This is a genomic window from Thiothrix nivea DSM 5205, assembly GCF_000260135.1.
GTDB lineage: Bacteria > Pseudomonadota > Gammaproteobacteria > Thiotrichales > Thiotrichaceae > Thiothrix > Thiothrix nivea.
Window position 1 is genome coordinate 2799727 of record NZ_JH651384.1, and the last position, 22752, is coordinate 2822478.

Here is a 22752-nt window from a genome sequence, read left to right on the forward strand (position 1 = left end):
AATTTATGCACACACTTGCCATTTTGCTGATCGGCTTTTCGGTATTCAGCGCCTTCTCTATCGGGGTAGCCCATTTCCGCTGCGAGAATTATAAAGACCAGCCCTTTGCCCAGGCGATGGGAATTATCCTGCTTATCGTGCTGGCCAGCTTGCAACTGGCGCATTTTTTCTGGCTGCAATACGGGGTGGATACCCTCCATAACGGGCATTATCAGGTACTGTTGTTTGCCGTTGCCCCCGCTTTTTACCTGTTCAGCAAACCCCTGTTAAAGGCAGAAACCGGGCGGATGCTCCCACAGCTATTGCACCTGTTGCCGGTGTTGGTGGCGTCATTCCTGCCTTTCAAGCTGGCTTTGCCGTTGGCATTTGCGCTGGGTGCAGGTTATTTGTTGTGGCTGGCGCACAGTGTTTATGCCCTGCGCGGGCAGCGCAGCCGGTTCCGGCTGGAGTTGGCCATGCTTGGCGTGGTGTTTGTGACCGCGCTGTTGGTGATGCTGCTGGGGCTTGGTTTGCCGTCGCTGCCGGAAAGCACCTTTTTCATGCTGTACGCCAGTGCTATCGGTTTTGCTTTCCTGCTGGTCAATATTGCGCTCGGCATTGCCCCGCAACTGCCGACCGATGTTAGCGAGGCTGCGCGCGAAACCTATGCGGTTTCCACCCTCAACAACGTCGACTGTGACGCGATGCTGGCGGAAGTGGAGGGTTTGATGCAGGAACATGAGCTGTTCCGTAACCCCAACCTCGACCTGCCCAGTCTCGCCGAACAGATCGGCCTTTCCAGTCACCAGCTGTCAGAGCTGCTCAATACCCGGTTGGGTAAGGGTTTTTCCCGTTACGTGCGTGAATTCCGGGTGGAGGCGGCAGAAGATATGCTGCTGGAAGAGCCTTCCGCCTCGGTGCTATCGGTGGGCATGAGCGTGGGCTTTACCTCGCAGTCGAACTTCTATCAGGCTTTCCGCGAAATGACCGGGATGACGCCGGGGCAGTTCCGCAAGATCAACAACCGGGCTTATCCGGAATGATCATTCCGTAACAGGAATCTGTTCCTGATCGATCAAAACGGAAGTTTCGCCCCAGCCTTCCCCTCTATGCTTGCTCCATCAAATCACTTGAGGAGCATTCATGAACATACTGCTGACGGGCGCAAGCGGCTTCATCGGTGGGCATATCCTGCGGGCGCTGGAACAGGCCGGGCACGAAGCCCAGCCTGTCTCCCGCCGATATGGTGTCGATTTCCAGCGGATGTTGACGCCGGAAGACTGGCTCCCCCACCTACACGGTATTGATGCTGTCATCAACAGCGTCGGCATTATTGCGGAAACACGCGGGCAAACCTTTGGGGCGTTGCATTACCGTGCCCCTGCCGCCTTGTTCCGTGCTTGTGTGATGGCGGGCGTGCCGCGCGTGGTGCAGATTTCTGCGCTGGGCGCTGACGGGCAAGCCTTTACCCCCTACCAGTTGAGCAAGAAAGCGGCGGATGATGTGTTGCGCAGCCTGCCGCTGGAATGGTTCATATTGCGCCCATCACTGGTGTACGGGGAAGGCGGCAAAAGCGCGGCGCTGTTCCGTTGCATGGCCAGCCTGCCGCTCATGCCGCTGGTGGGGGATGGCAAACAACGTATCCAGCCAGTGCATGTCAGCGATGTGGTAGCAACCGTGCTGCAATGCCTGCAAGCGGCTTCAGCGCGGCGCACGCTGGATGTGGTCGGCGCTTACCCGCTGACCTTTGTTGACTGGCTGCAATCCATGCGTAGGGACGTGGGGAAACAGCCTGCGCTGACCATGCCCATTCCATCCAAGCTGATCATGGCGGCAGCTCATGTGGGCAGGTTTATCGTGCCAATGCTGCACCCGGATAACCTGCGCATGTTGCAGCGGGGTAATACTGCTGATGTGCAACTGCTAGCCGAATTTCTCGGGCGTATGCCACTGAGTGTGGAGGAGGCGCCATGACCTACCTGACCCTAAAATACCTGCACATCCTCAGCATGGTACTGTTGTTCGGTACTGGCCTTGGCAGTGCGTTCTACAAGTGGATGGCAGACCGTAGCGGCAACGTGGCGCATATCGCCGTCACCAACCGGCATGTGGTGCTGGCCGATTGGCTGTTCACCACGCCGACGGTGATTTTCCAGCCCATCAGCGGCTTGTGGATGGTGTATCTGCTGGGCTTGCCACTGGCGACGCCGTGGATTGCCATCAGCCTGAGCCTGTACGTTCTGGCGGGCATATGCTGGTTGCCGGTGGTGTGGCTGCAAATCAGGATGCGTGAGCTTGCGATGGCTGCGTTCATTTCCCAACAGGATTTGCCTGCACAATACTGGCGGTATGCGCGGGTATGGTTCTGGCTGGGCGTGCCTGCATTCGCAGCGATGCTGGCGGTGGTACTACTGATGGTTTTTAAATCCAGTTTCGGAGGCTGACATGGATAATATACCCTTGATGCAGAAAGCGCTGGGCGCGCAATGGGAACAATTGCCCCCCGGTTTGCAGGCACATTACCAGCATGGTGACAACCGCGATGTTGGGGCGCTGGATATTGATTACCCCGGCTTCATGCAACCCTACCTCAGTTTCCTGCGGCTACTGGGCGCACTGGTCAACCGGCGTGGCAAGGCCGTGCCGACCACGGTGAAAAAGTGGATGGAAGGCGAAACCCAACGCTGGAAACGCACCATCACTTTCCCCAACGGCAAAGCCATTTTCTTCAACAGCCACTGGGTGTATGCGGGTGGCAATGAAATCATCGAATACGTCAGCCCGCTCATGGGGTTACGCATGGCAGTGGCAGTAAAGGATGGCAAGCTGCATTATAGCGGCAGGCATCTGGTGCTGAAGCTGGGCGGCTTGCTGATCCCGATTCCCGAATGGCTGGTGCTGGGGCATACCACCATTGTCGAAACCGCGTTGGACGAGGGCGGGTTTGCGATGGATTTCAGGCTGACGCATCCATGGCTGGGGCAGGTGTTCAGCTATGCCGGGAAGTTTCGGACGTTACGTAAGCAATTCTATTTTATTTGAACGTTTTGCTGATAGCTTGCGACATACCCGACGGGAGTTTCCCATAAAAAACCACCAACAGAGGGCATTCATGTCAGCAAAAGATCTCGCCAGTTACCTTAAGCAGCGCGTCAGAAGCCTTGGCCTTACCAAATCGGAAGCGGCGCGGCGGGCGGATATTTCCCGCCAGACTTGGTATCGTCTGCTGGATGCAGAAATCCATGATGCCAAGCTTTCCACCCTGATCCGTCTGGCGGGGGCGTTGCAAACTACCCCTTTGCACCTCCTGTACCTCTATTTCGCGGAAGAAACCGTCAACGGTAAACTTCAATCAGCGCAGGCCAACGATAACCGCCGTGCGCAGGCGTGATTGCCCGAACTGTGACATCTTGTCAAAATCGTTGCGGCTAATCGGCAGGTACTGGTTATCCAGCGCAAAGCGGTAGTCGGTTTCATTGATATACGGGTCATGGATATAGATGAAACGCTCATCCAGTGCCGTTACCACCACCCAATGGGGTGTTTTCTTGTGGTCAAAGCGGTAGGTGCTGATCAGCACCAGTGGCGCTTTGCCCTGTTCCAGCGCCGTTTCCAGGTCTTCCTGGGTAATATTGGTATAATGCACCGGGGCTTGGTGTGTTGCCAGCTGTTGCAGGAAATCCTGGTGCACCAGCTCAATCACCTGTTTCTTTTCCTCATCCCGCACCGAGTCGATGAATGGGGTATCCGTCGACGACAGCCAGATGTCGGCGCGGAAACCCCGCCGTAGCGCCGCCAGTGCCAGCCCCACCGGGCTACAGCCGCCATGCCCGGCCATCATGTAAATGGTGGTGGCTTCGCGCCAGATGCCCAGTTCCTCGTTCATGGTCAGCGCCGTGGCGGGGTTGAGGGAAGCCATCGCCATCATCAGCGCCGCCGGGCCGCAGGTGAAATCGGTGTGCTGAGGGTAATAAGGCACATCGGCATGGGTAGTCTGGGCGGTGGGGGAGAGGATGCGCTTTTGCAGCCGTAGGGCGTCGGCGTGGTCTTCGTAATAATCCTTGTATTCGCCAAACGGATGGTAGCCCAGCTGTTCGTACAGACGGATGGCGCGGGCGTTATCCTTACGCACTTCCAGCCGCATACTGACGCGCCCGTGGTCGGCGCAGAACTTTTCGGCGCGCTCGATCAGGCTGCGGGCAATGCCGCGCCCGCGCAGGTCGCTGTTCACCGCGATGGAATAAATCCGTGCCAGATGCGTGCCCCGGTGCAGCAGCACCAGGATGTAGCCAGCGGTTTTCTGCTCCAGTTCCGCCACTAGGAAGCAATTCTGCCCCTGTTGCAGGAAATGGCGGAAGCTGCGGCGGCTCAGGCGGTCAGTGTCGAAACTGGCGTTTTCCAGTTCCAGCAGCGCGGGCAGGTCAGCAGTGGCGGCAGGGCGGATCAGGGTGTCATTCATGCAGCAGTACCCTTACCCAGCAAACGTTGCCAGCCGGTGCGGATGACCTGGCGCGCCCGCAGCAGCACGCATTCCCGCCACAAGGCCGAGTCAGGGTTGAAGAACTCGCGTAGTTCGGCGCGGATGGTTTGCGCTTGCGTCGAGGTGAAATCCGGCTCGCCTTGCGCGTACAACCAGTGGTCGTGGCGCAATACTTCCAGCATCCGCATGACGGGGTATGTGCCGTATTCCAGCGTCAGGTACATGCCGTCGGCACGCATGGCGTCATGCCACAGGTAATCCATTAGCCCGGTCAGCGGGATGGAACAGGAATCGCCCGTTTCCGGAATCGAAACCAGATGGCCAAACCAGTCACGCGCCTTGCGGCTGGCGGGGCTATCCGCCGGATGGTCGCAGATCAGTTCGCCGTGGCCGAAGGGGCCGAGGCCGGTGTGCAGGTCAAGCACCAGTACTTGGCGCTGCTCCAGCCGCCATTCCGCCAGCTTGCGCCCGACCAGTTGGCAGGAAAAGCTGGGGGCGTTGCCACCGTAAAACAATCCGTCGGGGTGATTGTATTGCCCACGGGTAATGGCTTGCCGCAAACGCTGTTCACCCCACTCGGTGGCGTATGCCTGCAAGCGCTGGTTGGCGGTTTGCCAATCGCCATCCGGCGGCAGGATCAGGTCGGCCAGCAAGGCGTAGTCAGCGGTTTCCGGCAACGGCTGACTAAAATCCATGCTATTGCGGTTCAAATCCACGCCAGTTTCGTTTACCCGCCGCTGATGGGAGAATCCCCACGGATTCAGCGCGTGGATCACCACCACCGCCATCTCCGCAGGTAATTCAGTTTGCGTCAGTTGCAGCAGGGTATCGTGCTGGACGGCGGAACCGGCAAAGCCTTCCACGCCATGGGTAGCGGAAACCAACACCAGCACATTGGCAGCGTTTGCATCACCCAGCCAAGCAATATCGGTAAACAACGCCTCCCCATGGACGCCAACCGCAGGATGCTGGATGGCCTCGTGCGCCAGCGGGCAAACCTGCTGTTGCAGGGCGGCCAGAAAGTTGGCGCGGGCTTGCGCATAATCCACCGGGTAGTGCTGCAATGCGGGGGAAAACAGCGGTTCAAACATGCCAGAAAAGCCTCGCCTGGATTGCCGGAAATTAACGTGTATCCGGTGCTGGAAAGCCGTATGATGCACCGATAATCATTATGACATGAACCACGGGGTCGCCGCCTACATGCCTGGCTATTTATTACTGGTCGATGACATCAAGCACTGGAAAAAATCTTATCCCGATTACCCGGTAGTAGCGGTCAAGGATTACCTGACCGGTGAAAACGGGGGCAAGCGCCCGCACCTGCATGTCATCAACCTGTGCCGGGATTTGTCTTACCAAAGCCTTGGTTACTACGCCTCCCTGCTGGCGGAAGCACGCGGGCATCGCGTAATCCCCTCGGTCAGCACCTTGCAGGATTTGGCACGCAAAACCCTGTACGGCCCGGTGCTGGATGATCTCGATGCACTGGTCAACAAAGCGCTGGGGCAAAAGGCCCCGGATGTGGATATTTCCCGCTTCGAGATCGTGCTGCATTTTGGCAAATGCGACAGCGAAACCCTGCGCCCATTGGCACGCAAGTTGTATGAAGCCTTCCGCGTGCCGTTGCTACGGGTGGAATTTCGCCGCAATGGCCGCTGGCGTATCAGCAAACTGAAAGCCGGTTCCCTCGACAAGCTGAGTTATCCGCAGGAGCAGTTTTTCCTGCAGGTGCTGGACAAGCAGTTGCGCCAGCGCTGGAAAACGCCCGCCAGCGCCAAGCAAGCCCGTTACGACCTGGCCATCCTCTACAATCCGGATGAAAAGCTGCCGCCGTCTGACCAGAAAGCCTTGCAGGCATTCATCCGCGCCGCCGCCGAACAGGGGATCGAGGCGGAGCTGATTACACCTAAGGATTACGGCCACCTGCTGGAATACGACGCCTTGTTCATCCGCGAAACCACGGCGTTGAACCATCACACCTATAAGTTTGCCCGCAAGGCCGCCAGCGAGGGCATGGTGGTCATTGACGACCCCGATTCGATCCGCCGCTGCGTGAACAAGATTTTCCTCAGCGAGCTGCTCACCACCCACAAGATCCCCACCCCGGCCAGCCTGATCCTGGCCAAGGGCGAGCTGGAACGGGCGGAACAGCAACTCGGCTACCCGCTGGTGCTGAAGATTCCGGACGGCTCGTTTTCGCGCGGCATGTACAAAGCTGCCACCCGCGCAGAAATGGCGACAGCGGCGGCGGAACTGTTCAAGCATTCCGAACTGATCCTGGCGCAGGCTTACACCTACACCGAATTCGACTGGCGCATCGGCGTGCTCAATGGCGAAGCCTTGTATGCCTGCCGTTATTTCATGTCACGTGGCCATTGGCAAATCATTGATCACAATGCAGGCGGCAAAATCAAGGAAGGCAAATGGGAAACCCTGCCGGTGGCGGATGCCCCGGTGGAAGTGTTGGCGACGGCGCTGAAGGCTGCAAGCCTGATCGGCGACGGTTTGTATGGCGTCGACCTGAAGCAGACCGACAAAGGTGTGCTGGTCATCGAGGTCAACGACAACCCCAGCCTGGAATACGGGGTGGAAGACAAGGTGTTGGGCAAGCAGCTTTACCAGCGTATCATGGGCGAATTCCGGCGGCGGCTGGAGCAAACCTAGGGTAGCAGTAGACAAGGAGTATCAATGGACGCGGAATTCTGGCACGAACGCTGGCAAAAAAACCAGATCGGTTTCCACCAGCACGAAATCAACAGCCACTTGCAGGCATTCTGGAACAACCTGGTAGTGCCGGTAGGCAGCCGGATTTTTGTGCCGCTGTGTGGCAAAAGCCGCGACATGTTGTGGTTACGCTCCCTGGGTCTGGGGGTAACGGGTGTGGAAATCAGCCCGATTGCCGTGCACGATTTCTTCAAAGAAAACGGCCTGGAGCCGATCGTCACCCGACACGGCAAGTTTGAGCGTTGGGAGGCGGATGGGCTGGTGATTTTGCAGGGCAACTTTTTCGACCTGACAGCGGCGGAGGTGGCGGATTGCGCCGGTGTGTTCGACCGTGCTTCCCTGATTGCGCTGCCGCCAGCGATGCGCGAACGCTATGCGCAACACCTGATGGCAATTCTGCCACGCCACATCCAGATCTTGCTGGTCACGCTGGAATACGACCAGCAGGAAATGGGCGGGCCGCCGTTCGCGGTGCATGAGGCCGAAGTGCGGGCGTTGTATGAGGGCAAGTACCAGGTAGACCGCTTGCTGGCCATCAATGCGCTGGATGATGAGCCGGGGTTCCGCCAGCGCGGGTTGACCCGGTTGGCGGAAAAGGTTTATTTGCTGACGCCGCGTTAAGGTACGCCGCTTGCCGCTGCTTGTTGGTATTCGGCGCGCACCTGTTCCACGCGGAGTTGCAGCTTGTCGATGAATTCAGCCAGTTTCTGCCGTTTGGCAGGGTCTTCTACCTTGGGCAGCAGCCGGTTGGCGGAGGCAAAGTCCGTGATCATCGCGTAGCCGGAAGCCAGTTGCACGAAACTGCTGGAACGCGGCTCAACGCCTTCCGGCAAGGTGTCGGTCAGCTTGCTGGCTTCTGCCAGCACCTTCTGGGCGGCAATCTGGTTGCCGAACAGGGTTTGTTCGTTGGCCAAACGGGCGAGCAGCTCGATTTTTCTGCTGGTTTCCGGCAGTGACAGGGCTTTTTCGGTGGCTTGTTGCAGGCTTTGGCCTGCTTGTTCCCACTCATCCCGCATCAGGTGTGCTTTGCTGATGCCGCCCAGGATCAGGGCTTGCTGGGTCACGTCCTGGGTTTTTTCCAGTTCCTGCTGGATACGGGCGATGGTTTTCTGGGCGTTTTCCGGCTGCCGGTGTTGCCATTGCCATTCAGCGATGTCCAGCATCAGCAGGGTGCGGGGGTAGGCTTCGCTGGTTTGTTCGATAATGGTGTTGGTGAGGTCAGCTTCGTCCAGTTTCAGCAGTTGCAGGATACGGCGGCGGCTTTCGGCGTGTTCGTCCTGCGTGATCTGGAAACGTGGGGCGGCGAGTTGCTGGCTTTCCATTTCGGTGATGGCGGTGGCGGATACCTGAGTTTTAACTTGCCGTTCGGTGGTTTCCTCGGGTGTTTCGGGTTTTTTTGCGTCACTTTTGAGGGCTTCGGTCATTTTGGCCTGGGTTTGTTCGCGTTGTTGCTGTTGTTGTTGCTGTTGTTGTTGCTCCGGTGAAGGGGCTTGTTTGGCTTGCGGGTTGGTGTCGCTGGCGTTGCCTTCAGCGGCAGCATCCATGGCACCACCCGGGCCTGCCGCACCCATATTTTGTTGCAGCTTTTCAGCCATCTTGGTGGCTTTTTGCATGGAAGCCATCATGGCCTCTTCCTGCTTCTTTTCGGCTTCTGCCGCAGCTTCGGCGGCGGCTGCTTCCTGCTGGGCGATTTCTTCCTCGGTAGGCTGGTTCAGGTAATAGACCGTGCCGAAAGTGATGCTGAGTGTTGCTACCACGGCGGCAATCTTGACGCCAATCTTATCAGGCTTTTCAGCCAGGCCGAGGCGACGGCGGGCTTCCTGTTGCAGCATGGCTTCTTCGTCCTGCTTGGCGCGCTCCAGCACTTCGCGGATGCGTTTGGAGCGCTCGTTTTCGTGCTTTTGCTGCTCGGACTTGATCACCTCTTGCAGGCGCTGCTTCTGGTGGTAGCGTTCGCCGACGATGCCGCAGACTTCGCAGATTTCCAGGCGGCCATCCTTTTGCTCCTTGCGCTTGGGTTGTTGGTGGCCACAGGCGGGGCAGGTGTAAACGGCGGCTTCGGCTTCAGATTGTTCTGCTTCCTTGGGGACGATTTGCAGGGTGGGGCGGATGTCGCATTGCACTTGCAGCGGCAGCAGTTGCTGGATGATGGCTTCGGCTTCCGCCTGGGTGATGTTGTCGCGGATCGAAACCATGCCGTTGTTGAACAGCAGCGCGTCCGACAGTTTGAATTCCAGATGGGGGCTGTGGTCGTTGAGCTGGGTAAGAATTTCCCGTACCAAGGCTTCGACAGGTTTGTCGGAGCTGTGCCCGGTGACAACAAGGTCAAAGAGTTGTTGTGGTTCTGACATGGCCTTTATCCGCTATTTTTATTGTCTGCCTGAGCGAGGCGATAAGGGCTAAAGGGTAAAGGCGCTGTGGTGGGCTGTAAACAATGGGCTGATAAGCGCGTCAGTGTTTGGCGGAATCCTGCGGGGGTTTGCTGCACGGTTGCCCTTGGCAGCAGCTTGCGTGCAGGGGTTCCGGAACCGGGTCGATGCCGCCTTCATGCCAGGGGTTGCAGCGCCCAATGCGGCGGATGGCCAGCCAGCTTCCACGCATTGCGCCATGTTTTTCGATGGCTTCATGGGCGTAATGCGAGCAGGTGGGGTAAAAGCGGCAGTTGCTGCCCAACAACGGGCTGAGGACAAGCTGGTAGCCACGGATAACAAGCATCAGTATTCGTTTCATGCGCTTACTTTAAACCTGGCAAGGCAATGGGACAAGCTTCATGCGGGGGTGTTCAGGTGATGGCTTTCAGCGCCAGCGACAGGCTGGCCAGTAACAGCAGGAGGCCGATCAGGCGCGTCATTTGCGCATGGGTGAGGCCGGTATGTACGTGCCCGCCCAGCCACAGCGCGCCCAGCATCAGCGGCAATGCGCCCAGCGCGCTCCACCACACAGTTTGCAACAGGAGCAACCCCGCGCCGAGGAAGGTGGCGATACGCACAGCCCCTTCCAGAAAAAACAGCGCGGAAAAGCTTGCCCGTAACAGGCTTTTGTCATGGATGCGGTGGTTGAGGTAAATGACGTAAGGCGGCCCGCCAGTGCCGAACAGGGCACCGACCGTGCCGCCGGTCAAGGCTGCCGGTACTGCCCACCAACGCGACACCGGCTTTTCACCCTTGATGTTCAGCAGGCTGCGGATGGCGAATATCAGCACAAACGCCGCCAATGCCAGCAGCATTGGCAGGGCGGGCAGGTTGACCAGCAGATGGGTTCCCACTACTACGCCGATGATGCTGAAGGGGATCAGCGCGCCAACCTCCCTCCATTGCACCCGCTTGAGATCCAGCCCGCCCATGACCAGCGAGGCAGTGAAATCCAGCAGCAGGATCAGCGGAACCACAAACGTCAGCGGCAGGAACAAGGCCAGCAAGGGCACGGCAATCAAGCCCGAGCCAAACCCGGCAATGCCACGGATGAAATACGCCAGCAGCACGATCGCTGCTGACAGGCCATATTGCCAGGGTTCCACTAGGCGTAGAGCGTTTTGGGGTCGATAAGCACTTCGCGGTCAATGATGACCTGATCGCCCTTCACTTTGTTGTAAAAGCAGGAACGCCGCCCGGTATGGCAGGCAGGCCCAAGCTGGTCGACCAGCAGCAGGATGGTGTCGGCGTCGCAGTCGTAGCGGAATTCCTTCAACGCCTGCACCTGGCCGGAGGATTCGCCCTTGCGCCAGAATTTATTGCGTGAGCGAGACCAATAGCAGACACGCCCGGTTTGTAACGTTTCTTCAATACTGGCGCGGTTCATCCATGCCATCATCAGCACTTCATTGCTGTCATATTGCTGGGCAATGGCGGGAATCAGACCGTCGGCATTGTATTTGAGGGAATCGAGGGCTTCGGCAAGCGCAGTCATTAAATCACCTGCCCCGGTGCTTTGCGTTGGTAGCCAGCCGCTTCCAGCTTGGCCAAGTATTCCGCCCAATACTGCTCCATATTCTTGCCCAGGTCGTAGAGCAGGTTCCAGTCGTAGATGCCGCTATCGTGGTTGTCGTCAAAGGTGAGCTGGACGGCGTAATGCCCAACCGGCTCAATGCCCTTGATGTTCACGTCTTCCTTGCCGATTTGCAGCTTTTCCTGCCCCGGCCCGTGGCCGCGTACCTCGGCGGAGGGGGAATTGACCCGCAGGTATTCGCAGCTCAGTGCATGTACTTCGTCGCCCGGCCAGGTGATCAGCAGTTCGCGGGTTTTCTGGTTCAGGGTAATGTCAATCGGTGTCATCTCAAATCTCACGGTAGGGGCGTATTGCATACGCCCTGGGGCATTTCGGGTTCCGGTATGGGCGTATGCAATACGCCCCTACAGGATGTAACGGCTCAGGTCTTCATCCTTGACCAGTTCGCCAAGGGTGTTGTTGACGTATTCAGCATCAACCGTCATCTGGTTGTCGCAATCCGGCGCGTCGAACAGCACGTTTTCCAGCAGGCGCTCGACCACGGTATGCAGGCGGCGCGCGCCGATGTTTTCGGTGCGTTCGTTGACCTCGAAAGCAATTTCAGCGATGCGGCGGATCGCATCCGGCGTGAAATGCAGTTCCACGCCCTCGGTTTTCAGCAAGCCTTCGTACTGCTCAGTCAGGGATGCATTCGGCTCGGTGAGGATGCGCTCGAAGTCGTTGGCGCTGAGGGCGTCCATTTCTACACGAATGGGTAGCCGACCTTGTAATTCCGGTATTAAATCGGAGGGTTTGGAAACGTGGAACGCACCCGAGGCAATGAACAGGATGTGGTCGGTCTTGACCATGCCGTATTTGGTATTGACGGTACAGCCTTCAATCAGCGGCAGCAGGTCACGCTGCACACCTTCGCGGGAAACGTCCGCACCGCTAGTCTGGCCGCTGCGCGCCACCTTGTCGATTTCGTCCAGGAACACGATGCCGGTTTGCTCGACCGCGAACAGGGCGCGTTGCTTGAGTTCCTCTTCGTTGACCATCTTGTGTGCTTCTTCCTCGGTCAGCACCTTGAGCGCATCCTTGATCTTCATCTTGCGTTTGCGCTTTTTGTTGCTACCGATGTTCTGGAACATGCTTTGCAACTGGCTGGCCATTTCTTCCATGCCCGGCGGGGTCATGATTTCCACGCTTGCGCCGCCGACGGCTACGTCCAGCTCAATTTCCTTGTCGTCCAGCTCGCCCTCGCGCAGCTTCTTGCGGAATTTCTGGCGGGTGGCGGAATCTTCACGCGCAGGCTTGGCGGGTTCTTCATCGCCGTTGGATAGCCATTCGTTGGTCGGTGTTTCCTTGCGCGGGGCAGGCAGCAGGATGTCGAGGATGCGCTCTGCAGCCGCTTCCTGGGCGCGGTAGTTGACTTTGGCAACTTCCTGTTCGCGCATCATCTTCATTGCCATGTCGGCGAGGTCGCGGATGATGGAATCAACTTCCTTGCCCACGTAACCGACTTCGGTGAACTTGGTGGCTTCCACCTTGATGAAAGGCGCGTTGGCCAGCTTGGCGAGGCGGCGGGCAATTTCGGTTTTGCCCACGCCCGTCGGGCCGATCATCAGGATGTTTTTCGGGGTGACTTCGTGGCGCAGCGTTTCATCCAGTTGCTGACGCCGCCAGCGGTTGCGCAGGGCAATGGCGACGGAACGTTTGGCCTTGTCCTGACCAATCACATGCTTGTCCAGCTCCTGGACGATTTCGCGGGGGGTCATGGTCGCAACAGGCATCAGAGTTCCTCGATGGTCAGGTTGTGGTTGCTGTAAATGCAGATGTCGGCGGCGATGTGCAGCCCTTTTTCGACGATTTCGCGGGCGGAAAGCTCGGTGTTTTCCAGCAGGGCGCGCGCGCCAGCTAAGGCGAAGGAACCGCCGGAACCGATGGCGATCAGGTCGTTTTCCTGTTCCACCACATCACCATTACCCGTGATCAGCAGGGAAGCAGTGGCGTCGGCCACGATCAGTAGCGCTTCGAGGCGGCGCAACATGCGGTCGGTACGCCAGTCTTTGGCGAGTTCCACCGCCGCGCGGGTCAGGTTGCCGTTATGTGCCTGCAACTTGCTTTCAAAGCGCTCAAACAGGGTGAAGGCGTCGGCAGTGCCGCCTGCGAAACCGGCCAGTACCTTGTCGTTGTAGAGGCGTCGCACCTTGCGGGCATTGCCTTTCAGCATGGTGTTGCCTAGCGTGACCTGTCCGTCACCACCGACCACGACTTTCCCGTCGCGGCGCACGCTGAGTATGGTGGTTCCCCGGTATTGTTCCATTGCGGCTCCAGAATCTTTGTCAGGGCTATAGATTGTGGGTAAGGAGCGCGAATTTCAAGGTTTGGGAGTGTTTGAGTTTGCATCCTGTTTCACTCAGGCAGTGTTTTATCTGCATAGGCAAACCGGTAAGGGCGAAGTACAAATAAAAAAGACGCCTGCGGAGAGGCGTCTTTTGGGAATCAGCTGGGGAAAAACTGATTACTTGGCAGCAGCAGGGGCTGGCGCTGCTGGAGCGGCAGCCGTTGGCATTTGTGGAACCATCATGGAAGCATAGGGGTTGCCGTAGCCGTTTTTGGCAAAGTTGTTGTAGCCATACAGGTTGCTGTTGCCGTTACCATAGCCGTAGCCATTGCCCGCACCGTACCAGTCGCCATTGCCTTTGCCGTTGGCAGCCATGTCGGTATTCATGTTGGTGCGACCCTTGCCTTTGAAGGTCAGGCTGAAATCCACTTCGCCGTCTGCGTCGCCTTTGCCACGACCCCAGCCGTTGACATCGCCAGCGCCGTTGCCGTAACCATTGCCATAAGCGTTGGTGGCAGCAGTACCGTTGCCAGCACCGTTACCGGTAGCAGAGCCGTTGTCAAAACCGTCGAAGAATTCTGCGGAAGCAGCAGTGGACAGGGCGATCAGGGAAGCGAATACGATAGTTTGCAGTTTCATGATTATTCTCCTAGCGAACGTTGAATTAGTAAATGGAAATATTACCATATTTCTATTTGGTATAATTCTAATATTAGTAATTACTAACGTAAAGCAGTTTTTAGCCATTTCGAGACCACTCGTCTGAGGGCATACCCTTGGGTTTGTCAGGTTTTGTCTGATTTGCCCTGCTGCATGACATTGACGACGGCCAGTTCCAGTTGGGCGCGCACCCACTGATGGGCTGGGTCGCCCTGATGACGCTTGTGCCATAGCATGAACATGAAGATGGAAGGCAGGCTGAAAGGCGGCTTGATGGAGGCGAACGACGACAACGCGCCCAGCCGCAACATGCCGGGAGCCAGCGCCAGCAAATCACTGCCACGCATGAAACTGGCCATGTCGGAAAAGTTGGGCACGCGGATGGCAACCTGCTGTTCCAGCTCGCGGGAAATGGGCGCGGCCAGTGGTGAAGAGCGCCCACCTTCCAACAGGTTCAGGCCGATGTAGCGTGCTTGCCGGAAATCCGCCAGGGTGCGTGGCTGCGGGCGGGCGCTGGCATCATAGAAGCAGCGCGGCTGGTCGATGAATAGGCGCTTGTAGAGGATGTCAGGCCCTTCCGGCGCAATCGGCGAAAGCAGCAGGTCGGCCTTGCCGGTACGCAGCAGTTCCAGTGACGGGTATTCGGAAATGATGGTGCGTAGGGAAAATTCCTTGGCTTCGCTGGCCACCTGCCGGTACAGTTCCGGCAACACCAAGTCGCGCTGGAGGTCGTTAGTCCCCACCGTGAAATGCAGGGAAGCCCGCTGCGGCTTGAAAGCCTGTTCGGTGGTCAGCTCGCGCATTTCCGACAATACCAGGCGCATCCTCTCGGCCAGGCTTTCGGCACGGGCAGTGGCGACAATTTCATTGCCGCCAGTGCGCACAAACAGCGGATCCTGAAACACCGAGCGCAGCTTGGTCAGGCTGTTGCCTACCACCGTCCTGGTGATGCCGAGTTTGTCGGCAGCACTGGCGACGGAACCCTGCTCCAGTACGGTCAGGAATATGTGCATGGAATGGCCATCTAACGCCAGATAATCACTTTCTCTCATGTAAAGGAGCGTAGCAGCAAGTTTTTATTTATTGAAATATATAAAAAACTTAGAATGATAAATTTTTTTAGGGATAATTCAGGCTTGTCGTAAAAATATACGTGCCTGTCAGAAAAAGGCCAATACCAGCAGGACAACCCCGACCAGAACCAGCAACAGCACGAACAACAACGACAACACGCCCAGTACCAGCGAGAATGGGTTCACCAGTGTGCCGATACTGAGGTAGGAACCCAGCAACTCGCGCGCTTCCCCCGCCAGCGAACCAATGCTCCACAGGCTTTTAGCGGAACGGATGAAACCCAGTCTCGGTGTGTTGCCCGTCTTGATGCCCTGTACGGTTGCGCGGATTTCGCCCTTGGTATCCTCCACCATGCGCCCGGCAATATTCGGCAAATCCTTGAGTTCTTCCAACGCCCACCAGAAACGCAGCAGGATCAGGATCGGCAGCAGTGCCACGCCCGCCACGATCAGCGAACTGCTGAGGGAAACCTGCTTGAGGAAATAGAGCCAGACAAAAACCCAGCCAATCAGACCAATGCCTAATAAACTGGCAAAACGTATCTTGTCGGATACACTATCCACCAACGGTAACAGGCGGGTGAAAATGTCCAGCAGCCGCGCTTTCAAGTCAGCCGGTTGGGCGGTGGTGGGTTGCTCTATTTCTGACATACCAATCCTTTCAGGTAATAGCCTTCGGGGAATGCCAGCCGGGTGGGGTGATCAGTGGCCTGATCCAGCTTGCGCAGGATGCGGGCGTCACAACCCGCATCCACGGCGGCGTCGGCGACAATTTTCTGGAACAGGCTGCTTTCCATCAAGCCCGAACAGGAAAATGTGAACAGCAATCCACCGGGTTTGAGCAGTTTGAAACCGAGCAGGTTGATGTCCTTGTAGCCGCGCGCGGCCTTTTCCAGTTGCTTGCGGTTGTCGGCGAATTTGGGTGGGTCGAGCACCACGATGTCGAACTGGCGGTTTTCGTTGCGGTATTCGCGCAGCAGCTTGAACACATCGCCGCAGATGTTTTCAAGCTGGCTGGGCTGGAAACCGTTGAGGGCGGCGGCTTGCGCGGCAATATCAAGCGCGGGCTGGGAGGCGTCGATGTTGGTAGCTTGCGCTGCGTCACCGTGCAGGGCTGCGATGGAAAAACCACCGGTGTAGGAAAAGCAGTTCAGCACGGTTTTGCCCGCAGCATATTGCTGCAACACGCTGCGGTTGTCGCGCTGGTCGAGGTAAAAACCGGTCTTGTGGCCATTGAGCACGTCCACGCGGTAGTGGCGGCCTTCTTCCACGATGTCGATGTGCGCAGGCGGGGTTGCGCCTTTGAGGCTGCCGGTGGTGGTTTCCAGCCCTTCCTTTTTGCGCACGTCCACGTCGGAACGTTCGTATACGCCTTGGGCCGGGATCACTTCCAGCAGGGCGTCGGCCAGGGTGTGTTTCCAGTATTCGGCTCCGGCGGTCAGGGCTTGCATCACCAGCCAGTCGCCGAATACATCCACCACCACGCCGGGCAGGCCGTCGGATTCGGCATTGATCAGGCGGTAGGCGGAATTGCGCGCCGGGATGCCAAGCTGCTGGCGGTAGGCTAACGCCTGCCGGATGCAGCGGACGAAAAAGCCGTGGTCGATGCTGGTTTCCGCGAATGTCCACAGGCGTACCTGGATTTGCGAGGCGGGCGACCATGCGCCCAAGCCCAGCAAGTCGCCGTTGGCGGCGCGCACTTCGACCGTTGCGCCGGATTGTGGTTTGCCTTTCAGCTTATCGACCGCGCCGGAAAACACCCACGGGTGGCGGGCGCGGACATTGCGGTCGCGCCCGTGCTTGAGGATGACCTGACCACTTACCACGGGATGGTGCTGCCGTCGATGTCAATGAAACGGCCTGAATCCGCCACGGTAACATTGGTCAGGTTGCGCTTCAGGGCGGTAACGGATTCTTCCACGGAAAGCTCGCCGTTGGGGCCGCCCATGTCGGTGCGTACCCAGCCGGGGTGCAGGGCGACTACCGTAATCCCCTGGCGTGCCAGGTCGCGGGCGGCGCTCATGCTGACCATGTTGAGCGCGGCCTTGCTGGAGCGGTACACATAGCTGCTGCCGGAGGTGTTGTCGGCGATGCTGCCCATCTTGCTGCTCATGTTAGCGATGATCTTGCGGTCGCTCATGGCTACGTTGGCGGCGAAATCCTGCATCATCAACGTCGGGGCAATGACGTTGGTGCGCAATACCTCCAGCCATTCGTCGGATTGGCACTGGCCGAAACTTTGCGTACCCCAGTTGCCGGAAATGCCTGCGTTGTTGAACAGGATGTCGATGGGTCTGCCTTTGAACTGGGCGGCGAGTGACTGGCGCTGGGTGTTGTTAGCGACATCCAGCAGGTGGACGCTGACCTTGCCGCCGGAAGCTGCCGCTAGTTGGTTGAGTTCGCGGGCATTTTCGGGGGAGCGGCAACAGGCCAGTACATCCCAGCCGTCGGTGGCATACCGGCGGGCGAGTTCCAGGCCAAGGCCACGGTTGGCACCGGTAATCAGGAGGGTGGGCATGGTTAGGGTTGTCCTCATGGCTTTTGGAGTCAGGACAGTATAGCAGTGTCCTCCCCGTGCGAAAGGCATTGCTGTCAAACAATGCGCTGACATCATTTTAATTTATTGGCGTTGGGATATAATGCCCCCAACAGTTTCCCGTTTACAATGATTACAACAAAGGGTTCCATCCATGACCATAAGCAAACTTATTCCTGCCCTGATGGTGTCCAGTATTCTGGTGGCCTGCGGGGGTGGGTCGGGCGCTTCCCTCGGTGGCCTGACGAATACCAATACAGGCGGTTCTTCAACCGGAACAGGTTCCAGCGCTACGGACGGTTCTTCCACCGGAACAGGTGCTGGCACGGGCGGTTCCACCGATACCGGGGTTGATGGCGGCGGCGATACCGGCACTGGCGGTGTAAGCAGCAATGCCTTGCTGCTGGCACGCAATGTGGTGGATGCCGAGTACAGCGATGCGCTGGAGCGTCTGGTGACGGTCAGTTCCTCACCGGATAACGCGCTGAATATCATTGACCCGACCGGCGGTGAGCAGCAGGCCATCCCCTTGAGCCTGGTTCCCACCAGCCTTGGGCTTAGCCCGGATGGTAACAAAGCGGTGGTCGGGCATGACGGCGGCGTTACCTATATCAACCTGCAAACAGCCAGCGTAGTGGATTTTTATGATACCATTGGTTTCAAGGTATCCGATATTGTGCTGGACGATGCTGGCGTGGCGTATGTGACGCCTTTCAGCGACGCGCAGGGCGGAAACCTGCAAAGCATTGACCTGAAAACGGGTCAGGTTAAGCCAAGCCCGACTACCATCATGCTGGGCGGCGCGTATCTGAAACTTGCCCCCAGCCTGAAGGCGGTTTACACCCTGGATGGGAATGTCTCGCCGGTTGACCTGGAAAAAATCGACGTTTCCGTCAGCCCGCCTGCCGGTTTGTATGATTCCCCTTACCATGGGGATTACGACATGGGCGGTTATTCTGGCAATGGCATGTGGTTGAGCGAAGATGACGCTTACATCCTGACGGCGGGCGAAACCCTGTTCCGCACGGCAGCTACCCAGGATCAGGACATGCTCTACCAGCGCAGCCTGGCGGACAATGATGGTGATTACACCACCAACCTGGTTCATGCTGACCATTCACGGGAGGCGGGGAAATTTGTGGTCATCCTCGATAAGGGGATCATCGGGACAGGCTCCGATTACCGGATCAAAACCTACACCCAGCCATTCCTTAACCTTGAGGATGAACAGAAGGTCAGTGAACTTTCCCCCACCAGCAGCACCGATGCGGTCACGCCCCAGTTCGTGTTTTTCAACAGTGATGGGAGCAAACGCTACGCGGTGTTGAAGCAGGGGGCTGCAAGCTATCTGGTAACATTCTGAGGCATGACCCTGTTCATGCTGTAACCGGCAAGTGGCTGGATAATGGGTTTCCTTTCCAGCCAGCCGGGACTCATATTTTCCATAAAGAGGGGCTAATCATGAAATACAAATGTATCCTGCCAGCGCTGGCGGCAGCCGCGTTATTGTCTGCCTGCGGCGGTGGAACTTCCACCAGCACCTCCACCACTACCGGTGGCAGCACCAGTACGGGAGGCAGCACATCAACGGGTGGGTCGACAACCACAACTACGTTGGCGGACGCCAGCCGTGCCTATTCCGGCAACCGTAATCTGGCGTCGCTGAATGCTGTCAACAGCTTGGCATTTGTTGATCTGGTGTATGGTACAGGCAGCCTCAACGCCAATCTTGCTGCCCGCCCGCAGGATGCCGCAACAGATGGTGCAGGTTCCGCCACAGGTAACTTGTTCCAGCCACAATGGGCGCTTGCCCGGCTGGCTGCCACTACCATCAACCGGCAGCTTTATCAGGCGCGTACTTTCAATATGCAGGAAGCCTGCCCCGATGGCGGCACAATCAGCGCTTCCGGCGACCTGAGCGATACGAGTTTCACCGGAACCCTGCAAGTGGTTTACAGCCAGTGCAACAATGACGGTGTGGTGGTTAATGGCTCGGGGTTGCTGGTTATCCATGGGTTCAACCTGCTCCAGCAAGCGCCAACGGCTTATACCATCAGCATGAATGGGCTGGGTGTCCGTATTGATGACGTCCCTTACAGCCTGACTGGCACTTTGCGCGCCGACCTCAACTTCGATACCGGGCAGGAAACCCTGACCATCAACGAGCACCAGCGCAACATGAGTACCGGCCAGCAGCAACTGGCAGAAAATGTGCAGATGGCGCTGGCAGCCAGCGGTGAAACCACGATCAGCGGCAAGTTCTGTGAGGGGACACAAGGCTGCGTCAATGTTTCCACCGTCAGCCCGTTCCTGATTGATGCTGCGGGCGTGCCGTTGACGGGCGAAATGCTGATGGCAGGTGCCTCCGGCAGCAAGACCCAGGTGATTGCGGAGGGTTACGACTATTCCACCACCCCGGCGCAGCCCAGGATGCAGGTCAATGTGGATGCCAACGGTGATGGCGCATACGAAACCTTCATGACGGTGCCATAACGGGGTCGGGCAGGTATCAGGACATGCCTTGCCCGAAATCAATCCTCTCCGCCCATTCGGGGTGGTCGATCAGCGGGTTGCGGTTATGCTGCATGTCGAAAATGGCAGCGTTGCGGTGGTGCTCGTATTCATCCGGCGGGAAGCTGTTGTGCCAGACTAACAGGATGGGCAGGCGTTCCCGTTGCATTTCCCGTTCCTCATCACCCACCATACCGGGGTAGCGCAGCAGGAAATACAGGGCGGCGCGCGCTACTGCCCCCTTGCCGTTGCCCGGCTCGAACTTGTCTGCGTCGCGCTTGCCGCAGGCGTCCCGCAAGGCTTCCTCGAAATCGGGGAAGTCGTAATACGGGGTGTTGCCGCGAAAACTGTTGCAGCCGCTTTCACAGGCGAACAGGTGGTGCAAGTCGCCGCGCATCGGTTCCTTTTTCTGGAACCAGGATTGCGGCACGACATGTTCGCAGTTGTAGGGCAGGGTGGCTTCCAGCAGGTCAAGTTCCAGCTCCAGACGTTCCCGGCCCAGGCTGGCTTCATGTAGCAGCATGTCACGTAAGCGTGCGCTGCGTTGCTGGTCGATGCGGAAATCTTCGTGGATCAGTTCTTCAGGCTCGAAGCCCTTGCTGGAATAGATGCTGCGGATCTTCAGGTCGGGGTGCAAATCCACCCACGGGTAAACGTGCTTGCTGGGTTTGTAGGCAAACGTTTCGGTGTGGGTGGCGCGGAGCAGTTCGCTGAGTTGGGTGAACAGTTCGGCAGGCTGGGCATCAGTCTGGATGTCGCGGTAATAATCTTCCGCTGCTGCCTGGTCGGTACCGGCGTTGTAGTATTCACGTTCGTTGGCGTTCACCAGGGCATCAAGCGCATCCTGCAAGTCAGAGTTGGCTGTTTCCGGGGCAGTGGGTGTAGGGGCGACGAACAGCCCGGCGCACAGTTCCTGCTGGGCTGGCGTGAGGGCTTGCGCTTGGATATGGGTGGCAATCTGGCTGATGCGCACACCTTCGTTGGCTTTCCAAGCGATGCGTTGTTCGCCCATGGCTGGGTTCCATACCTGCCCATCCGTGTTGAGGATGCGGCCTTCCGCGTCGCGTTGTGGCACGCCGGAATGGTGCAGCGCCACCACTTCCCAGCGGTCGTTGCATACTGGTGAGCCGGAGGAGCCGGGTGCGGTGTCGGTGCGGTAGTGCAGGAACTGTTCCAGTTCGTCGACCACCTGATTTTCCCGCAAGGCCAGCTGTTTGGGTTCACCATTGGGGTGCTGGATGATGTTAAGCCATTCGCCCAGCAAGGGTTTGGCGGGAGTGTCAGGCAGGGGTAACCAGCCGTAAGCGGCAAGCGCGGGGTCGGGGCGCAACGCCACCAGGGTGTAGTCCAGCGCTTCGTCGGTCAGGAACAGGCTGTCTGGGTCGAGCGCGAAACTGGCGCTGGTTTCCATGCTGCCATTTTTGCCCAGCTCGAAATTAAATTCGGCCAGGCTGTTGCTGGCGTCGGCGGCGCTGGCCAGCACATGGTTATTTGTCAGCAGCAAACGCGGTGACACCAGGAAACCGGTTCCATAACCCAGCAGGGCGTCATCTGCCGAGCGGATGTGGATACGTGCCACCGCGCGGGCGGCGGCCAGCCCCTGATGTAGGAACAGGACGGGGATCAGGTCGTTATTCCCTAGTACCCGTTTGGGAGCCAGTTTGGCCTTGCGGGCGCGTTCGCTGAAGCGTTGGGTGTAGCGTTGCTCGGTGGTTTGCAGGAGGGTAGTGAAGCGATCGGGCGTGTTCATGTGGAGTCTCCCGTTTCAAAGCTGGGCACACAGGGGTTGCAGGTTCATGATTTGCCAAACTTTGTGCATAGTCAATCTGAATTGTTGCTGGTATTGACATTAGTATAACCAATGTCAATAATTGATTATGCCTGTGTAAAACCTAAAAGGTGTAGCCATGTCTGCCACTATCAAAACCGCCATTTCCATTCAGCAGGATTTGTTCGACACCATCAACCGGCTGGCTGAAGAGCTGCATGTATCCCGTAGCCGCCTGTTCGTGATGGCAATGGAAGATTTCATCGAGAAAAACAAAAACCGCAAATTACTGGCACAAATCAATGCCGCCCTTTGTGAGGACGCTCCTGATGCCGAAGAGGCGCAAATACAAAAAATGATGCAGAAAAAGCAGGCCAGAAATCTTGAGACCGAAGCATGGTAATCAAACAGGGAGAAATTTACTGGGTTGAGCTTGGGGAACCGACCGGATCAGAGCCAGGATACCGACACCCGCATATTGTGCTGCAAAATGATGTTTTCAACGCCAGCATGATCAACACTGTGGTCGTTTGCTCACTGACATCTAACCTTAAGCGTACCCAATCGCCCGGCAATGTTTTACTGAAAAAGGGCGAGGCAAACCTGACAAAAGCCAGCGTTGTAAACATTTCCCAGATTTACACGATTAACAAACATGAGCTGACCGAAAAAATCGGCAAAGTGTCAGTTGAGCGTATGCAGGAAGTCATTGCGGGAGTGAAACTCCTGATCGAAAGGAAAATACTCTAA

Annotated in this window: 26 protein-coding genes; 11 read left to right on the forward strand and 15 right to left on the reverse strand. The window is 57.7% G+C overall.

Annotated features, from left to right (window positions below; all coding sequences use genetic code 11):
* Nucleotides 1–5: 5 nt before the first annotated feature.
* The 5 genes from THINI_RS13975 to THINI_RS13995 all read left to right on the forward strand — a co-directional run bounded on the left by THINI_RS13975 (nt 6) and on the right by THINI_RS13995 (nt 3370).
* Entirely contained in the window at nt 6–1022 is a 1017-nt protein-coding gene (locus tag THINI_RS13975) for an AraC family transcriptional regulator (protein ID WP_002709221.1), read from the forward strand.
* A 100-nt stretch (nt 1023–1122) separates the two neighbouring features.
* Nucleotides 1123–1953 (forward strand): NAD-dependent epimerase/dehydratase family protein, encoded by an 831-nt coding sequence (locus tag THINI_RS13980; protein ID WP_002709222.1) that lies wholly within the window; start codon nt 1123–1125, stop codon nt 1951–1953.
* The gene (locus THINI_RS13985) at nt 1950–2423 is read left to right on the forward strand and encodes a DUF2269 family protein (protein ID WP_002709223.1); all 474 of its coding nucleotides are present in this window, start codon (nt 1950–1952) and stop codon (nt 2421–2423) included. Before THINI_RS13980 ends, THINI_RS13985 begins: the two co-directional genes overlap by 4 nt.
* A gap of 1 nt (nt 2424) precedes the next feature.
* Nucleotides 2425–3021, forward strand: coding sequence for a DUF4166 domain-containing protein (locus THINI_RS13990; protein WP_002709224.1), 597 nt, complete (start codon nt 2425–2427; stop codon nt 3019–3021).
* 70 nt (nt 3022–3091) lie between these two features.
* On the forward strand, nt 3092–3370 hold the full coding sequence (locus THINI_RS13995; RefSeq protein WP_002709225.1) for a helix-turn-helix domain-containing protein: 279 nt from the start codon (nt 3092–3094) through the stop codon (nt 3368–3370).
* On the opposite strand, the gene rimI is transcribed toward THINI_RS13995, so the two are convergent.
* A complete protein-coding gene (gene rimI / locus THINI_RS14000) occupies nt 3332–4438 on the reverse strand; it encodes a ribosomal protein S18-alanine N-acetyltransferase (protein ID WP_002709226.1) in 1107 nt (368 codons plus the stop codon). The genes THINI_RS13995 and rimI overlap by 39 nt on opposite strands.
* Entirely contained in the window at nt 4435–5550 is a 1116-nt protein-coding gene (locus tag THINI_RS14005) for a DUF2817 domain-containing protein (RefSeq protein ID WP_002709227.1), read from the reverse strand. Before THINI_RS14005 ends, rimI begins: the two co-directional genes overlap by 4 nt.
* Before the next feature lie 85 nt (nt 5551–5635).
* Here THINI_RS14005 and THINI_RS14010 point away from each other — a divergent pair, with 85 nt between their 5' ends.
* Nucleotides 5636–7123 (forward strand): RimK family alpha-L-glutamate ligase, encoded by a 1488-nt coding sequence (locus THINI_RS14010; RefSeq protein ID WP_002709228.1) that lies wholly within the window; start codon nt 5636–5638, stop codon nt 7121–7123.
* A gap of 24 nt (nt 7124–7147) precedes the next feature.
* Complete coding sequence (locus THINI_RS14015; RefSeq protein WP_002709229.1) at nt 7148–7804, forward strand: thiopurine S-methyltransferase; 657 nt, start codon at nt 7148–7150, stop codon at nt 7802–7804.
* Here the strand turns inward: THINI_RS14015 and THINI_RS14020 are convergent.
* The 12 genes from THINI_RS14020 to THINI_RS14075 all read right to left on the reverse strand — a co-directional run bounded on the left by THINI_RS14020 (nt 7801) and on the right by THINI_RS14075 (nt 17705).
* On the reverse strand, nt 7801–9534 hold the full coding sequence (locus THINI_RS14020; protein ID WP_002709230.1) for a hypothetical protein: 1734 nt from the start codon (nt 9532–9534) through the stop codon (nt 7801–7803). The two genes, THINI_RS14015 and THINI_RS14020, sit on opposite strands and share 4 nt — an antisense overlap.
* A gap of 100 nt (nt 9535–9634) precedes the next feature.
* A complete protein-coding gene (yidD, locus tag THINI_RS14025; protein WP_002709231.1) occupies nt 9635–9913 on the reverse strand; it encodes a membrane protein insertion efficiency factor YidD in 279 nt (92 codons plus the stop codon).
* A gap of 52 nt (nt 9914–9965) precedes the next feature.
* Nucleotides 9966–10700, reverse strand: a complete 735-nt coding sequence (locus tag THINI_RS14030) for a sulfite exporter TauE/SafE family protein (protein WP_002709232.1) — start codon at nt 10698–10700, stop codon at nt 9966–9968.
* Nucleotides 10700–11089 (reverse strand): phosphoribosyl-AMP cyclohydrolase, encoded by a 390-nt coding sequence (gene hisI / locus THINI_RS14035; RefSeq protein WP_002709233.1) that lies wholly within the window; start codon nt 11087–11089, stop codon nt 10700–10702. The genes THINI_RS14030 and hisI overlap by 1 nt, the downstream gene beginning before the upstream one ends.
* Complete coding sequence (locus THINI_RS14040; protein WP_040839470.1) at nt 11089–11454, reverse strand: gamma-butyrobetaine hydroxylase family protein; 366 nt, start codon at nt 11452–11454, stop codon at nt 11089–11091. Before THINI_RS14040 ends, hisI begins: the two co-directional genes overlap by 1 nt.
* Nucleotides 11455–11532: 78 nt before the next feature.
* Nucleotides 11533–12900: an ATP-dependent protease ATPase subunit HslU gene (gene hslU / locus THINI_RS14045; protein WP_002709235.1), complete on the reverse strand. Its 1368-nt coding sequence runs from the start codon at nt 12898–12900 to the stop codon at nt 11533–11535.
* Nucleotides 12900–13433 carry an ATP-dependent protease subunit HslV gene (hslV, locus tag THINI_RS14050; RefSeq protein WP_002709236.1) on the reverse strand — a complete coding sequence of 178 codons (534 nt, stop codon included), beginning with the start codon at nt 13431–13433 and terminating at the stop codon, nt 12900–12902. The genes hslU and hslV overlap by 1 nt, the downstream gene beginning before the upstream one ends.
* 198 nt (nt 13434–13631) lie before the next feature.
* On the reverse strand, nt 13632–14093 hold the full coding sequence (locus THINI_RS14055; protein WP_002709237.1) for a hypothetical protein: 462 nt from the start codon (nt 14091–14093) through the stop codon (nt 13632–13634).
* A gap of 146 nt (nt 14094–14239) precedes the next feature.
* Entirely contained in the window at nt 14240–15166 is a 927-nt protein-coding gene (locus tag THINI_RS14060) for a LysR family transcriptional regulator (RefSeq protein WP_002709238.1), read from the reverse strand.
* Between the two features lie 108 nt (nt 15167–15274).
* Nucleotides 15275–15838, reverse strand: a complete 564-nt coding sequence (locus tag THINI_RS14065; protein WP_002709239.1) for a hypothetical protein — start codon at nt 15836–15838, stop codon at nt 15275–15277.
* Nucleotides 15826–17013: a class I SAM-dependent rRNA methyltransferase gene (locus THINI_RS14070; RefSeq protein WP_002709240.1), complete on the reverse strand. Its 1188-nt coding sequence runs from the start codon at nt 17011–17013 to the stop codon at nt 15826–15828. The genes THINI_RS14065 and THINI_RS14070 overlap by 13 nt, the downstream gene beginning before the upstream one ends.
* Nucleotides 17007–17705 (reverse strand): SDR family oxidoreductase, encoded by a 699-nt coding sequence (locus THINI_RS14075; protein ID WP_002709241.1) that lies wholly within the window; start codon nt 17703–17705, stop codon nt 17007–17009. Before THINI_RS14075 ends, THINI_RS14070 begins: the two co-directional genes overlap by 7 nt.
* Before the next feature lie 172 nt (nt 17706–17877).
* Here THINI_RS14075 and THINI_RS14080 point away from each other — a divergent pair, with 172 nt between their 5' ends.
* Together THINI_RS14080 and THINI_RS25295 are read left to right on the forward strand one after the other, a co-directional pair.
* Nucleotides 17878–19086, forward strand: a complete 1209-nt coding sequence (locus THINI_RS14080; protein ID WP_002709242.1) for a YncE family protein — start codon at nt 17878–17880, stop codon at nt 19084–19086.
* 98 nt (nt 19087–19184) lie between these two features.
* Complete coding sequence (locus THINI_RS25295) at nt 19185–20216, forward strand: hypothetical protein (protein ID WP_002709243.1); 1032 nt, start codon at nt 19185–19187, stop codon at nt 20214–20216.
* Between the two features lie 16 nt (nt 20217–20232).
* On the opposite strand, the gene THINI_RS14090 is transcribed toward THINI_RS25295, so the two are convergent.
* Nucleotides 20233–21984, reverse strand: a complete 1752-nt coding sequence (locus THINI_RS14090) for an endonuclease (RefSeq protein ID WP_002709244.1) — start codon at nt 21982–21984, stop codon at nt 20233–20235.
* 157 nt (nt 21985–22141) lie between these two features.
* Between THINI_RS14090 and THINI_RS14095 the strand changes: the two genes are divergently transcribed.
* Both THINI_RS14095 and THINI_RS14100 read left to right on the forward strand, forming a co-directional pair.
* Complete coding sequence (locus tag THINI_RS14095) at nt 22142–22405, forward strand: hypothetical protein (RefSeq protein WP_002709245.1); 264 nt, start codon at nt 22142–22144, stop codon at nt 22403–22405.
* Nucleotides 22399–22752, forward strand: a complete 354-nt coding sequence (locus THINI_RS14100) for a type II toxin-antitoxin system PemK/MazF family toxin (protein WP_002709246.1) — start codon at nt 22399–22401, stop codon at nt 22750–22752. The genes THINI_RS14095 and THINI_RS14100 overlap by 7 nt, the downstream gene beginning before the upstream one ends.

Bases quoted from the DNA above. Each gene is read 5' to 3' on its own strand.
- THINI_RS13975 (WP_002709221.1), top strand. From the start codon at position 6: ATGCACACACTTGCCATTTTGCTGATCGGCTTTTCGGTATTCAGCGCC.
- THINI_RS13980 (WP_002709222.1), top strand. From the start codon at position 1,123: ATGAACATACTGCTGACGGGCGCAAGCGGCTTCATCGGTGGGCATATC.
- THINI_RS13985 (WP_002709223.1), top strand. From the start codon at position 1,950: ATGACCTACCTGACCCTAAAATACCTGCACATCCTCAGCATGGTACTG.
- THINI_RS13990 (WP_002709224.1), top strand. From the start codon at position 2,425: ATGGATAATATACCCTTGATGCAGAAAGCGCTGGGCGCGCAATGGGAA.
- THINI_RS13995 (WP_002709225.1), top strand. From the start codon at position 3,092: ATGTCAGCAAAAGATCTCGCCAGTTACCTTAAGCAGCGCGTCAGAAGC.
- rimI (WP_002709226.1), bottom strand. From the start codon at position 4,438: ATGAATGACACCCTGATCCGCCCTGCCGCCACTGCTGACCTGCCCGCG.
- THINI_RS14005 (WP_002709227.1), bottom strand. From the start codon at position 5,550: ATGTTTGAACCGCTGTTTTCCCCCGCATTGCAGCACTACCCGGTGGAT.
- THINI_RS14010 (WP_002709228.1), top strand. From the start codon at position 5,636: ATGAACCACGGGGTCGCCGCCTACATGCCTGGCTATTTATTACTGGTC.
- THINI_RS14015 (WP_002709229.1), top strand. From the start codon at position 7,148: ATGGACGCGGAATTCTGGCACGAACGCTGGCAAAAAAACCAGATCGGT.
- THINI_RS14020 (WP_002709230.1), bottom strand. From the start codon at position 9,534: ATGTCAGAACCACAACAACTCTTTGACCTTGTTGTCACCGGGCACAGC.
- yidD (WP_002709231.1), bottom strand. From the start codon at position 9,913: ATGAAACGAATACTGATGCTTGTTATCCGTGGCTACCAGCTTGTCCTC.
- hisI (WP_002709233.1), bottom strand. From the start codon at position 11,089: ATGACTGCGCTTGCCGAAGCCCTCGATTCCCTCAAATACAATGCCGAC.
- THINI_RS14040 (WP_040839470.1), bottom strand. From the start codon at position 11,454: ATGACACCGATTGACATTACCCTGAACCAGAAAACCCGCGAACTGCTG.
- hslU (WP_002709235.1), bottom strand. From the start codon at position 12,900: ATGCCTGTTGCGACCATGACCCCCCGCGAAATCGTCCAGGAGCTGGAC.
- hslV (WP_002709236.1), bottom strand. From the start codon at position 13,433: ATGGAACAATACCGGGGAACCACCATACTCAGCGTGCGCCGCGACGGG.
- THINI_RS14055 (WP_002709237.1), bottom strand. From the start codon at position 14,093: ATGAAACTGCAAACTATCGTATTCGCTTCCCTGATCGCCCTGTCCACT.
- THINI_RS14060 (WP_002709238.1), bottom strand. From the start codon at position 15,166: ATGAGAGAAAGTGATTATCTGGCGTTAGATGGCCATTCCATGCACATA.
- THINI_RS14065 (WP_002709239.1), bottom strand. From the start codon at position 15,838: ATGTCAGAAATAGAGCAACCCACCACCGCCCAACCGGCTGACTTGAAA.
- THINI_RS14075 (WP_002709241.1), bottom strand. From the start codon at position 17,705: ATGCCCACCCTCCTGATTACCGGTGCCAACCGTGGCCTTGGCCTGGAA.
- THINI_RS14080 (WP_002709242.1), top strand. From the start codon at position 17,878: ATGACCATAAGCAAACTTATTCCTGCCCTGATGGTGTCCAGTATTCTG.
- THINI_RS25295 (WP_002709243.1), top strand. From the start codon at position 19,185: ATGAAATACAAATGTATCCTGCCAGCGCTGGCGGCAGCCGCGTTATTG.
- THINI_RS14090 (WP_002709244.1), bottom strand. From the start codon at position 21,984: ATGAACACGCCCGATCGCTTCACTACCCTCCTGCAAACCACCGAGCAA.
- THINI_RS14095 (WP_002709245.1), top strand. From the start codon at position 22,142: ATGTCTGCCACTATCAAAACCGCCATTTCCATTCAGCAGGATTTGTTC.
- THINI_RS14100 (WP_002709246.1), top strand. From the start codon at position 22,399: ATGGTAATCAAACAGGGAGAAATTTACTGGGTTGAGCTTGGGGAACCG.